13 protein-coding genes are annotated in these 12630 nt (G+C 64.1%); 3 read left to right on the top strand and 10 right to left on the bottom strand.

What is annotated here, in order from left to right; translation table 11 throughout:
* Window positions 1–130: 130 nt before the first annotated feature.
* Both R2N11_RS14450 and R2N11_RS14455 read right to left on the bottom strand, forming a co-directional pair.
* Window positions 131–1558: a sensor histidine kinase gene (locus tag R2N11_RS14450; protein WP_199031256.1), complete on the bottom strand. Its 1428-nt coding sequence runs from the start codon at window positions 1556–1558 to the stop codon at window positions 131–133.
* Complete coding sequence (locus R2N11_RS14455; RefSeq protein WP_316681506.1) at window positions 1555–2247, bottom strand: response regulator; 693 nt, start codon at window positions 2245–2247, stop codon at window positions 1555–1557. Before R2N11_RS14455 ends, R2N11_RS14450 begins: the two co-directional genes overlap by 4 nt.
* 205 nt (window positions 2248–2452) lie before the next feature.
* On the opposite strand from R2N11_RS14455, the gene R2N11_RS14460 reads away from it, so the two are divergent.
* The gene (locus tag R2N11_RS14460; RefSeq protein WP_199031254.1) at window positions 2453–3520 is read left to right on the top strand and encodes a porin; all 1068 of its coding nucleotides are present in this window, start codon (window positions 2453–2455) and stop codon (window positions 3518–3520) included.
* A 66-nt stretch (window positions 3521–3586) separates the two neighbouring features.
* On the opposite strand, the gene R2N11_RS14465 is transcribed toward R2N11_RS14460, so the two are convergent.
* Window positions 3587–4480: a LysR family transcriptional regulator gene (locus R2N11_RS14465; protein ID WP_199031253.1), complete on the bottom strand. Its 894-nt coding sequence runs from the start codon at window positions 4478–4480 to the stop codon at window positions 3587–3589.
* A gap of 114 nt (window positions 4481–4594) precedes the next feature.
* Between R2N11_RS14465 and R2N11_RS14470 the strand changes: the two genes are divergently transcribed.
* Window positions 4595–5005: a (R)-mandelonitrile lyase gene (locus R2N11_RS14470; RefSeq protein ID WP_316681507.1), complete on the top strand. Its 411-nt coding sequence runs from the start codon at window positions 4595–4597 to the stop codon at window positions 5003–5005.
* Entirely contained in the window at window positions 5005–6417 is a 1413-nt protein-coding gene (locus tag R2N11_RS14475) for an MFS transporter (RefSeq protein WP_316681508.1), read from the top strand. The genes R2N11_RS14470 and R2N11_RS14475 overlap by 1 nt, the downstream gene beginning before the upstream one ends.
* A gap of 75 nt (window positions 6418–6492) precedes the next feature.
* Here R2N11_RS14475 and R2N11_RS14480 read toward each other — a convergent pair whose 3' ends face one another.
* The 7 genes from R2N11_RS14480 to R2N11_RS14510 form a co-directional block, all read right to left on the bottom strand.
* Window positions 6493–7599: a J domain-containing protein gene (locus R2N11_RS14480; RefSeq protein WP_316681509.1), complete on the bottom strand. Its 1107-nt coding sequence runs from the start codon at window positions 7597–7599 to the stop codon at window positions 6493–6495.
* A 143-nt stretch (window positions 7600–7742) separates the two neighbouring features.
* On the bottom strand, window positions 7743–8537 hold the full coding sequence (locus tag R2N11_RS14485; protein WP_064803186.1) for an ABC transporter ATP-binding protein: 795 nt from the start codon (window positions 8535–8537) through the stop codon (window positions 7743–7745).
* A gap of 1 nt (window position 8538) precedes the next feature.
* Window positions 8539–9447, bottom strand: a complete 909-nt coding sequence (locus tag R2N11_RS14490; RefSeq protein ID WP_199031249.1) for an ABC transporter permease — start codon at window positions 9445–9447, stop codon at window positions 8539–8541.
* Window positions 9448–9632: 185 nt separating this feature from the next.
* Entirely contained in the window at window positions 9633–10613 is a 981-nt protein-coding gene (locus tag R2N11_RS14495) for an ABC transporter substrate-binding protein (protein ID WP_316681510.1), read from the bottom strand.
* Between the two features lie 295 nt (window positions 10614–10908).
* Window positions 10909–11718 (bottom strand): peptidylprolyl isomerase, encoded by an 810-nt coding sequence (locus R2N11_RS14500; protein WP_199031247.1) that lies wholly within the window; start codon window positions 11716–11718, stop codon window positions 10909–10911.
* Window positions 11719–11741: 23 nt separating this feature from the next.
* Window positions 11742–12014, bottom strand: coding sequence for a BolA family protein (locus tag R2N11_RS14505; RefSeq protein WP_199031246.1), 273 nt, complete (start codon window positions 12012–12014; stop codon window positions 11742–11744).
* Window positions 12014–12598, bottom strand: a complete 585-nt coding sequence (locus R2N11_RS14510; RefSeq protein WP_316681511.1) for a septation protein A — start codon at window positions 12596–12598, stop codon at window positions 12014–12016. The genes R2N11_RS14505 and R2N11_RS14510 overlap by 1 nt, the downstream gene beginning before the upstream one ends.
* Window positions 12599–12630: the final 32 nt, after the last annotated feature.

A 12630-nucleotide genomic window follows, 5' to 3' on the forward strand; every position in this document is an offset into this window, starting at 1 on the left:
TGAGGCAGGTGGCGCGTACGCCTGGAAATGGTGCGCCGCGTTGTCACGGTAGCGGTGCATGGCGGCTGACGCAGCACGCGATGACGGCCCGACCATGTTGCCCCGCAGCAACCGGCCGTGCGATGCGCGATCAGACTGCCAGTTCGTCTGCCGGGGCCAGCGCCAGACACACACTCACGGTCAACCCACCGCCGGGCGTTTCGGACAGCGCCACCGTGCCGCCATGCACACGGGCGATCTCACGCACGATAGCCAGCCCCAGGCCGCTGCCATCCTGATCTTGCGCCGCGGCCGCAGCGGCACCGCGATAGAAACGGCCGAATACCGCATCACGCTCCGGTACGGCGATGCCGGGGCCGTCGTCCTCTACCTGCAACACGGCCTGGTCGCCCAGCATGACCATCGTCTGGCGTTTGACGCGCAGCGTGACACGGGCGCCGTGGCCTGCGTAGCGGATGGCGTTGTCGAGCAGGTTGCCGGTGAGCTCCTGCAGCCATTGCGGCTCGCCGGCAACCATCACGGGTTCACCTTCGAAGCCGAGGTCGATGCCGGCCTTGCGTGCCACCGGCGCGAGTTCGAGCGCGACATCGCCGGCCAACGTGTCCAGGCGCAGCGGTTGCAGTTGCGGGGCGTAGCCGCTGTCGGGCTCCAGCCTTGAGAGCGACAGGAGTTGCTGCACGCCCTTGGCCGCCTGGCGCACCGTGCCGTGCAACGGCTCAAGGTGGCGGCGGATGCGCTCACCGTCGGGCTCGCGCAGAGCGAGTTCCGATTGCGCCTGGATGACGGCCAGCGGCGTCTTCAGTTGATGTGCCGCGTCGGCAAAGAAGCGCTTGCGGGCCTGCACCATGCGCAGCAGGCGCGCCACGTACAGGTTGATCGCCTCGACCAGCGGTGCGACCTCGGCCGGCAAGCCATGCTGGGGCAAGGGGGCCAGTTCATCGGTGCCGCGGCCAGCCATGCTTTCGCTCAACTGCCGCAGCGGCCGCAGCCCGCGCCGCACGCCCAGCCAGACAATGCCCACGGCCAGCACCACCAGCAGCACCTCCTGCTGCAGCGAGCCCGCCAGGATCTCGTGGGCCAGCGCCTCGCGCGGCTCCAGCGTTTCGCCCACCAGCAGCCACACCAGTTGAATCTCCGAGGACTGCGCGTCGCGCACCGGCACAGGCTGGGCTGCCATGCGTACATGCATGTTGCGGAACGTGGTGTCGTAGAAGACGGTGCGGTACGGCATGGGTTGCCGCCCACCCGGCAAGGGCAGTTCGTTGTAACCGGTGAGCGTGTTGCCGGCGGTATCGGCAATCCGGTAGAAGATGCTGCTGCCGGTTTCCGACTCCAGAATTTCCAGCGCCAGGTAGGGCAGGTCGATGGCGAAGCGCCCCTCGCGCAGGCGTACGCCTTCGTGCATGGCCTTGAGCGAAGCGCCCAGCGTGCGGTCAAACGCGGCGTGCGCGGCGTTCATGGCGCGCGTGTAGGTCAGCCAGGCATCCAGCGCGAGCAGCCCTAACAGCGGCAACAGCAGCCAGAACGAGAGCTGCCGGCGCAGGCTCGGCGGGCTCATGAGGCCGCGTCTGCTGGCGCGCCCGGTGTGGCTTCCAGCAGATAGCCGAGCCCGCGCAGCATGACGATGGCCACACCGCTGCCGTCGAGCTTCTTGCGCAAGCGGTGCACGTAGATCTCGATGGCATCGGCGTTGACGGATTCGTTGATGCTGAAGATCTTTTCCGAGATGGCCGCCTTGTTGACGGCACGGCCGTCGCGCAGCATCAGCACTTCCAGCACGGCGCGCTCGCGGCCGGTGAGGGCGAGCAGTTCTCCATGGAGCGTGAAGGCCCCGCTGATGCCGTCGTAGTGCAGCGGGCCGCATTGCAGTTGCGTGCTCTCGTGACCGTGGCTGCGGCGGATGAGTGCGCGGGCGCGGGCTTCCACCTCAGTCAGGTCGAACGGCTTCGCAAGGTAATCGTCAGCGCCGAGGTTCAGGCCGCGCACGCGTTCTTCCACGGCACCGTGTGCGGTCAGGATCATCACCGGCAGGGGGTTCTTACGGGCACGCAGGCGGCGCAGCACCTCCAGCCCATCCAGGCGCGGCAGGCCGATATCGAGAATGGCCAGGGCGTAGTCCTGTGTGGTCAGCAGCAGATCGGCAGCGTGGCCGTCGTGCACGCAATCGACCGTGAAACCGGCCTGGCTCAGGGCTTCGTCCAGCGTGCTGGCCAGCTTCTGGTTGTCTTCGACCAACAGGATGCGCATATCGGACTTCTCTTAACAAGCCGCAGAGAAATACAGACATCCCCGCATGATTTGAAGCTAGGGGAAACCCCCGATGCCCTAGGCACCCCCTCCCAATTTCCCGGCAATCGAAAGTGAACTGAAAGTGCGCTCCTCATACGATCCGTGCCGCCCCAAGGCCCGTCACAGCGGCGCTTGCGGCAGGACAACGAATAAGGGAGACCTGATGAAAATGACTTCGATGGCGCTGGCGGCAGTTGCGTTTGCCACCGCCGGCACTGCAGCCGCACAATCCTCCAACGTGACCCTGTACGGGATCGTCGACTCGGGCGTCGAGTACGTGAACCACGCCGGCCCGAACGGCGGCGGCGTCACCCGTCTGGTATCGGGCGGCAAGAACACCTCGCGCTGGGGCATGCGCGGCACGGAAGACCTGGGCGGTGGCTTGAAGGCCGTGTTCAACCTGGAAAGCGGCATCGCGGTCGACACCGGTAAGCTCGACACCGACAACACGCTGTTCGACCGCCGTGCAGTGGTGGGTCTGGCGGGTGGCTTCGGCCAAGTGGTGGCGGGTCGCACCTTCACCACCACGTACGACTTCATGCTGCCGTACGACCCGATGGGCTACGCACCGAACTACTCGTGGGCCACGTCGTCCACCGCCACGGGCGACCGCAAGGACGGGTTGTTCTCGCGTTCGTCCAACGCCGTCCGCTATGACGGCACCTTCGGGGGCCTGAAGCTGGGCGCCACGGTGGGCTTTGGCGAGGCGGCGGGCAACTTCAAGAGCTCGTCCAAGTACGACCTGGGTATCGGCTACAGCGTGGGCGGCTTCTCGGCGGCAGCCACGTGGGACCGCCAGAACGGCGCGGGCACGAGCGTGACGCCGGCTGACACGACGGACTACATCCAGGGCATCCACGCCGGTGCCAGCTACGACTTCGGTGCGCTGAAGCTGTTCGCGGGCTACCGCAACTACAAGCGCGCGTTCACCACGACGGCGGCCACCCAGCGCAGCGATATGTACTGGGCAGGCGCCAGCTACGACTTCACGCCAGCGTTCACACTGTACGGCGCGGTGTACAAGCAGAACATCAAGGGCGTGAACAATTCGGCTGACCCGATCATGTTCTCGCTGCGTGGCCAGTACGCGCTGTCCAAGCGCACTACGGCGTATCTGTCGGCGGCCTACGCCAAGGCCCAGAACGGCCAGAACGTGAGCCTGTCGCGTGATGTGGTTGGCTACGGCAACAGCCAGGTCGGTGTGACGGCGGGTCTGCAGCACCGCTTCTGATCGGCGTTTCGATCGCACCAAACAGAGCGGGCACCTTCGGGTGCCCGTTTTTGTTTGACCGGTGGATCACCCGCGGTAGCGCAGGGCGTCAATCAACAGCGCAAATGCTGGTGAGGACTGCCGTCGGCTCGGGTAGTAGATGTGATAGCCCGGGAAGGTCGGGCACCAATCATCCAGCACGCGGACGAGCCGCCCGGCCGCCACGTGCGGCTCGGTCATGTCTGCCGGCAGCAGCGCCAGGCCAAAGCCGGCCAGCGCAGCACGCAGGCGCGGTGTACTGCTGTTGAAGATCAACTGGCCTTCCACGCGCACGTTCAAGGCCTGGCCGTCCTTCTCGAACTCCCAGACCAGCAGGCCGCCATGCGTGGGTAGCCGCAGGTTGATGCACGTGTGCGCGGTGAGATCGTGCGGGGTAGTGGGCTGCGGCCGGTTTGCAAAGTAGCTTGGCGCGCCGACCACCGCTGTACGCAGGTCCGGCCCGATGCGCACCGCAATCATGTCTTTGGCCACCTGGTCGCCCAGGCGCACACCGGCTTCGAAGCGCTCGGCCGCAATATCGGTGAGGCCGTAGTCGACGGAGATCTCGACCTGGATATCCGGATAGTTCGGTAGAAAGCGCTCCAGCACCGGCCAGAGCACGGTGTCGGCCGCATGTTCGGCGGTGGTGATGCGGATCGTGCCGGCGGGCTTGTCGCGCAGCTCGGTCAGGGCGGCCAATTCGGCTTCGATGTCGTCAAAGCGCGGGCCGATGGTTTGCAGCAGGCGTTCGCCAGCTTGCGTCGGCGACACGCTGCGTGTGGTGCGTGTCAGCAGGCGAAGGCCGAGCCGCGCTTCCAGCCCGCGAATCGTATGGCTCAGTGCCGATTGCGACACGCCCAACTGCGCCGCCGCACGCGTGAAGCTGCCTTCACGCGCCACGAGCACGAAGGCCTGCAGGTCATTGAAATTCTCGCGTGGCATGGGCGGCTCCGGGATTCATGAGATCGATTCATAGGCGCTTGCCGATTTTGCCATCTAATCAAAGCGCGGTGCGGTCCGTACATTGGCGTCATTCCAATCGAAACGACATCAACCATGGAAATCACACGCGGTGGCTCGCAAGCCTCCATCCAAGGACCGGCCAACTACTTCACCGGCTCGGTACGCGTCGACCCCTTGTTCGCGGCGAATGCGCCGGCCCGTGCTGTGGGCGTGAGCGTGACATTCGAGCCGGGTGCGCGTACTGCCTGGCACGTCCATCCGCTGGGCCAGACGCTGGTCGTGACGGCCGGCAGCGGCCTCGTACAACGTGAGGGCGGCCCGATCGAGACCATCTGCCCCGGCGACGTGGTATGGATCCCGCCCGGCGAACGGCACTGGCATGGCGCCGCCGCTACCACGGCCATGACGCATATCGCGATCCAAGAGGAGCTTGACGGCTCGACCGCCGACTTCATGGAGCACGTGAGCGACGAGCAATACCGCGCCGGGCAGGGAGCCCTGTAATGCAAGCCGAGGCGTATGCCCGCCGCAACGCCGTGCTTGCGATCGTGCTGGTCAGCTATCTGATGATCGTGCTGGACATCTCCATCGTGATTGCAGCCCTGCCGAAGTTGCGTGACGAACTGGGCTTCTCTGCCACCGGACTGTCGTGGGTACAGAACGCGTACACGCTGGCTTTGGGCGGCTTGCTGCTGCTTGGCGCGCGCGCCGGCGACATTCTTGGACGCCGCCGGATGTTCATCACGGGCCTGGCAGTGTTCTCATTGGCCTCGCTGGCGATCGGGTTGGCGCAGTCGGCCGCCTGGCTATTGGCAGCACGTGCCGTGCAGGGTGCGGGCTCGGCGATCCTGGCGCCGTCAACACTCGCGCTGCTGACCACGCATTTTTCTGAAGGTCCGGAGCGCACCCGTGCCGTGGGCTACTACGGCGCGGTGGCAGGCATCGGCTCCAGCATCGGGCTCGTACTGGGCGGGGTGCTTGCGGGTTGGCTCTCCTGGCGTGTCGGCTTCTTCATCAACCTGCCGATCGGGTTGGGGCTGTTGCTGGCTGCCCGACGCTGGCTGGATGAAACGCCACGGCATGCAGGGCGGTTCGATCTTGTTGGCGCGTTGAGTTCGACGCTGGGCATGAGCGCGCTGATCTACGGCATTGTCCGCTCGGCCAGCGCAAGCTGGAGCGATGCGCTGACGGTGACAACAGTGGTGGCAGGCGTGCTGCTGCTGGCGGGCTTTGTGTGGAACGAAGCGCGTGCGCCGCAGCCTATCATGCCGCTGCGCCTGTTTGCCCATCGCGAGCGGGCCGGGGCCTACGCGGTGCGCGTGCTGTTCCTGGGTGCCATGGTCGGTTTCTGGTTCTTCGCCACACAGTTTCTGCAAGGCGTGCTCGGCTACAGCCCCTTTGAAGCCGGTCTTGCCTTTCTGCCTGCAACGTTGGCGAATTTTGCGGCGGCCATGGCGGTGCCACGGCTTACACGGCGCATTGGCAACGGCCGCTTGCTGGCCTGTGGTCTGACGTTGGCGTTGATTGGTCTTGCATGGCTGAGCAACGTTGGCGCGGATACAGCATACGTGAGCGGGGTGGCGCTACCGATGCTGCTGATCGGGCTCGGGCAGGGCGCTTCCCTCAGTCCGTTGACGGTTGCGGGTATCACTGGTGTGGCGGCGGAAGACGCGGGCGCAGCGTCGGGCGTGGTCAACGTGGCGCACCAACTGGGCGGTTCGTTGGGGCTCGGGATTCTGGTGGTGGTGTTTGCGGCGGCAGGTGGTGTTGGCGATGCGCGGACACTGCTGGCGCATCGGATTGCGTCGTCGTTTGCCGCAGGCTCAGTGATGTTGGCGCTGGCGCTTGTTCTCGTCCTGATGCTGTTGGTGCGGCCGAGACTGGTGCCGGCGAGCGCGCAATGTGTGACCCGATAGCGGAAACCACAAAGAAAAACGGGCGTCTTCGGGTGCCCGTTTTTGCGTGACTGGAGCGCGCCGCTGAAAGCGCCATCAACCAAAGGCAGTGCGCGATTTCAGCATGCGCCTCAGGGCCTTGATGTCGTCAAACGCGGCAAGGTCCTGCTCGATGTTGCGAATATGCAGGTGGAGGACATCGATGTCGGTGGCGAGGTTTCGCAAGACGGCATCCGGAGACAACGCCCCGAACCGCTGGTACCCATAGGTGTACCGGAACGTTGTCTCGACACGGTGGATCTGCCGATCAAGCTCACCCACCTGGTCCTTCAGGATCTCGTTGTAGTGCGTCAGCCGGGCTTCGCTGAGGTGGTTGATCGAGCGCTGGTCGATGTGATCAAGCTCAAGCTGCAACTCCAGCAGGTGCAAAAGGTTGCCCTTGTCGTAGGCCTCGTTGACGCGCTGCATGAGCCGAGTCTTCCGATCGCGTTCCTGCGGATCGGTTTCCCGGTCAGGGTGCAAAGCGCTGGCGAGCTTGCGATAGACCTCGCGAATGGACAGGGTGATCTGCGCTTGCTCCGCTTCCTCGCGTGCTTCTGCTGCGAGCTGCTTGGGGGATTTTTCCCGGGCAGCCCGGCGTGCTTCGCGCTTGCTCGCGAGGGCAGCCTTTTTCGCTGCCTGTTGCTGGATGTGCGCCCGGGCGCGTTGCAGTACGGTGTCCTGCGAATGCGCATCCGCGTCATCCCCCAGATCGACACCGAGCATTGCCTCCAGCCGCGACTTCATTTCCGCGGCTTGCGCTGCAGCTTCACGATCGAAGTCCGTTCCGCTGTATTTGTTGTAGATGGCCTTGAGGCTGGCGTCTTCATCGATCAAGTTGCCGGCCAGATCGACGATGAGGGCGGATATCTTGCGGCGCTCGGGCTTGGTGAGTCCCTCGTGCTCATACGCCTGGTCCAGGGCGTGCACCATGCGGATCTGCAAGGCAACGCTGGTTCGCTTCAGCGGTACAAGCTCGCCGGCATAGCGCGTCTGAAATTGCGTTGTAGCGGCTTCCCAGTCAGCTAGCCGCTTGCGCCGATTCTCGATCTGCTTGATCAGCGCATTGAATGATCTCTGTCCTTTCGACAGCGTTGATGCGTCCTGCTGGTTCTGATTCTGATCGGGCGCAATGCTGATGGCCGGACGGCGTGCCTTGGTCATGGCAGGGGGTTCAAGAATGCGAAAGACGTCAGGATTGACAGAGCATTGTAGGCAGGCGACTTCACGGCGCCTCCATTGGCGCAAAGAAAACGGGCACCCGAAGGTGCCCGTTCTTCATGGTGCGTTGAAGCGCTACGTCGGCATCAACCGAGCAGCAGCGCGTCGTCGTCCACCTTGGCGCCGCGCGTTTCCTCGAACTTCTGCAGCAGGTGCGGCACGTCGAGCCCCTTGCGCTCCTCGCCTTGCACGTCGAGGATCACGTTGCCCTGGTGCAGCATCACCGTGCGGTCGCCGTAGTCGAGCGCCTGGCGCATGGAGTGCGTGACCATCATCGTCGTCAGCTTGGACTCCGAGACGATCTTGGCGGTCAGTTCCAGCACGAAGGCAGCCGTTTTCGGGTCCAGCGCGGCGGTGTGCTCGTCCAGCAGCAGGATGCGCGACGGTTGCAAGGATGCCATCAGCAGGCTCACCGCCTGGCGCTGGCCACCCGACAACAGACCAATGCGATCCGTCAGACGGTTCTCCAGGCCCAGGTCCAGTCGACGCAGTTGCTCGCGGAAGATCTCGCGCCACTTGCGGTTGGTCGCGAACTTGAAACCGCGACGCTGCCCGCGGCACATGGCCAGCGACATGTTCTCTTCGATGGTCAGGTTCTCGCAGGTGCCGGCCATCGGGTCCTGGAACACGCGGGCGACCTTGTCGGCGCGTTGCCAAGCGGTCTTGCGGGTGACGTCTTCACCGTTGATGGTGATGCTGCCCGAATCGACCAACTGGTCGCCGCTGATGGAGTTCAGGAACGTCGATTTGCCGGCGCCGTTCGAGCCGATCACGGCAACGAACTGGCCCGTGGGGATCTCCAGCGACAGGCCACGCAGCGCGCGGGTTTCGATGGGCGTACCCGGGTTGAAGGTGAGGGTGAGTCCTTGTGCGCTCAGCATGTCAGTTCCCCTTGGTCGCAGTCTTGGCGAACTTGCCGAACACCTTGCGGCGCACACCCGGCAGCACGAGGGCGATCACCACCAGCGCAGCGGTCACCATGTTCAGGTCTTGCGCCTGCAGACCGATGAAATCGCTGTTGAGCGCCAGGGCGATGAAAAAGCGATACAGGATCGCGCCCACCACCACGGCCAGCGTGGTCAGCACCAGGCGGCGTGCCGGCAGCACGGTCTCGCCGATGATGACGGCGGCCAGGCCGATCACGATGGTGCCGATACCCATCGACACGTCAGCGCCGCCTTGCGTCTGCGCATACAGCGCGCCGGCAAGAGCGACCAGTGCATTGGACAGCGCCATGCCGGCCAGTGTGGCGCGGCCGGTAGCCACGCCCTGGGCGCGCGCCATGCGCGGGTTGGCACCCGTTGCGCGCAGCGACAGACCGACTTGCGTCGAGAAGAACCAGTCCACCAGTAGCTTGACGATCACCACGACCACACCCAGCAACACCGGGCGGAAGACATAGTCGGGCATCCATTCCGGCTGCAGCAGCGAGAACACAGTCGGCTCGGAGATGAGTGGCACGTTCGGCTTGCCCATGATGCGCAGGTTGACCGAGTACAGCGCGATCATCATCAGGATACTGGCGAGCAGATCCATGATCTTCAGGCGCACGTTGAGCCAGCCGGTGACAAAACCGGCAAACGCACCGGCCAGCATGCCGCAGAAGGTCGACATGAACGGATCGTGGCCGCCCGCGATGAGCGTGGCAGCCACAGCGCCGCCCATGGGGAAGCTGCCGTCGACAGTGAGGTCAGGGAAGTTGAGGATGCGGAAGGAGATCAGCACCCCGAGCGCCACGAGACTGAAGATCAGGCCGATCTCCAGGGCGCCGAGTAACGAAAAAAGTGACATGACAGAGTAGGGCGAGGTGGTTGGGCACCACGCCTTAAGGCAAAGAAGGCGATGAACGGGGACGCTTGAGGGTAGAGCGCGAGCGCCCGGCCATTATGCGGCGGATAGCCGCGTTTGGGCTCGGGCCGCCATGACCCACGCCGGGTGGTCTCCCTTGGGCGGAAACCGACCCGGCGCCTTGCGGCTTACTTGATAACTTCCTTGGCGTCCTTCAGCAGGTCTGCCGACAGGGTCACGCCTTGCTTCTTGGCGGCGCCTTCGTTCACGAACAGTTCCAGGTTGGAGCTGCCGGCCGAGGCGATCGCGCCCGGCTTCTCACCCTTGAGGATGCGAGCGACAACGGCGCCGGTCTGCTTGCCCAGGTCGAAGTAGTTGATACCCAGCGCGGCGATGGCGCCACGCTTCACGCTGTCCGTATCACCGGCCACCAGCGGGATCTTCGCCTCGTTGGCCACCTTCACCAGCGACTCGTACGCCGACACCACGTTGTTGTCGGTGTTCGTGTAGATCACGTCAACCTTGCCGATCAGGTTCTTGGCCGACGGGGCGATGTCCACGGTGCGCGGTGCAGCCGATTCCACCAGCGTCATGCCTTGCGCCGTCAGCAGCTTCTTCAGCTCGTTGACGACCACGACCGAGTTGGCTTCACCCGGGTTGTAGACCATGCCCACGCGCTTGGCATTCGGCACCACGCGCTTGATCAGGGCAATCTGCTTGTCCAGCGGCAGCTTGTCCGACACGCCGGTCACGTTGGTGCCGGCCGGCTCCCAGCTCTTGACCAGTTGTGCGGCAACCGGATCGGTCACGCCGGAGTAGACCACCGGGATCGTCTTCGTAGCAGCCACGACAGCCTGTGCCGACGGCGTGGCGATGGCGATGATGGCGTCCGGCTTGTCACCGATGAACTTGCGGGCGATCTGCGCGGCGGTGGCGGTGCTGCCTTGGGCGCTCTGGTATTCCCACTTCAGGTTCTTGCCGGCATCGAAGCCTTCGGCCTTCAGTTGCTCCTTGGCGCCGTCGCGGATGGCATCGAGTGCCGGGTGCTCAACGATGGCGAGCACTTCGACCGACTTGGTGGCCTGGGCCAGTGCCGGCGGGGCTTGCAGAAGCGCCATCGGAATGGCGGCAAGCGCAGCGAGGCGGAAGGCGTGTTTGAAGCTGGACATACGGATCTCCTGTTTCCCTTTTGGGTGGTTTCGCTCTGACAGCGGGCGGGATGAGCCCGTGCCGGCGTGGTTGGTTTTCAGACGTTCTTGAGCGCACCGAAGCAGTGCAAAGCCGGCGCACGTGGGCGCACATTATGAGACAAATCTCACTGCTTTTCAGCAAACACTTCAGAAGCGCTTTGGGGCATACCTGATCGGCCGGGCAGGAGATTCGCGTTGCACGCGATCGATCTGGAGCCCAAAAATCAAAAAGGGGCACGAGGCCCCTTTTCTACTGCCCCCTGCGGGGCGGTGCTTACTGGATCTTCGCCTTTTCGCGCAGATCCTTCAGCATTGCCTGGAACTTGGTGCGTTGCCAGTTCTGGTCGCCCATCATCATTTCGAGCAGTTGCGGCTTGACCTCCTCGTACGACGGGATCTTCGCATCGCGCGTGTCGTCCAGGCGGATCACGTGCCAACCGAATTGCGTCTTCACCGGCGTTTGGGTGATCTCACCCTTCTTCAGGCCGGTGAGGGCTGCCGAGAACTCCGGCACGTAGGTGCCCGGATTCGCCCAGTCCAGATCACCGCCGTTGGCGCCCGATCCCTTGTCCTTCGATTGGGCCTTGGCGATGGCTTCGAAATTGCCACCGGCCTTCAGCTTGGCGATGATGGCCTTGGCGTCGGCTTCCTTGTCCACCAGGATGTGGTGAGCGTGGTATTCCTTGCCGTTGCCGAACTGGGCCTTGATCTTCTCGTACTGCTTCTGCAGTTCTTCTTCGGTGGCGGGGCTGTTCTTGACGTAGTCTTCGAACTCGGCAGCCACCAGCACGTTCAGGCGGGCAGAGGCGAGTTGCTCTTGCACGTCATCGCGCTCCAGCAGGCCACGCTTGGCGGCGTCCTGCTCGATCAGTTCGCGGTCGATCAGCATGTCGCGAGCACGGTTGCGCAGTTCCGGCGAGTCAGGCTGACCCGACTTCTTGATCAGCGCGTCCAGCTTGGCGCTCGGGATGGCTTTGCCGTTGACCACGGCAGCGTTCTGGGCCAGGGCAGGGGTAGCGGTGACAGCAGCGGTCGCAGCAAGGGCAACAGCCAGCAGGCTGGCGGTAAGGCTGGAAATCTTCATGGGATTGCGTTCGAGGGAAGGACTCAGACGTTTTCTTCGGGTGTGACCGCGCGGATCGCCAGGGCATGAATGGCGGTGGGCCACAGCGTGCGCAGCGCATCATACACCATGCGATGACGCGCAATGCGGCTCTTGCCTGCAAAGGCTGAACTGACGATATCGACGTTGTAATGCCCGCCACCGGAGGCCGCGCCGGCGTGGCCGGCATGCTTGGCACTGTCGTCTTCAACGACGAGGTGAGTGGGCTGGAAGGCCTCGCGCAGCAGGCGCTCGATTTCGCGCGGGTCTGCGGCCATCAGCGGTCGTCCCCGATGTTGGCGTCATTGGCGGCAGCGTCGGTGGCATTTGCTGGGCGCTCCTGCATATGGCGCGCGAGCCAGACGCTCTGCGCCAGGATGAACACCACCATCAGGCCCATCGAGCCGAACAGCTTGAAGTTGACCCAGACGTCGGTATCGAAGTGGTAGGCCACGTACAGGTTCAGGCAGCCCATGGCCAGGAAGAAAATCGCCCAGACTGCGTTCAGGCGGCCCCACATCGACTCGGGCAGCGACACCTGCTGCTCCATCATGGCGCGAATCAGGTTCTTGCGAACGAACACCACGCTGCCCAACAGCACGACGCCAAACAGCCAGTACAGCACCGTCGGCTTCCATTTGATGAAGGTGTCGTTGTGGAAGATGAGCGTAGCGCCGCCAAACACGCCGATGATGAGCAGCGACAGCCACTGCATGGCGTCCACCTTGCGGTGCTTGAACCACACCCAGGCGATCTGCAGCACGGTGGCGACCATTGCGACGGTGGTCGCCACATAAATACCGGCCACCTTGAAGGCAGCAAAGAACAGGATGACCGGGAACAGATCGAACAGGAATTTCATGCGGGAACGCGCTTATGCGGGCCTATACGGGC

The sequence above is a fragment of the Ralstonia flaminis genome, from assembly GCF_958415495.1.
GTDB classification, from domain to species: domain Bacteria; phylum Pseudomonadota; class Gammaproteobacteria; order Burkholderiales; family Burkholderiaceae; genus Ralstonia; species Ralstonia flaminis.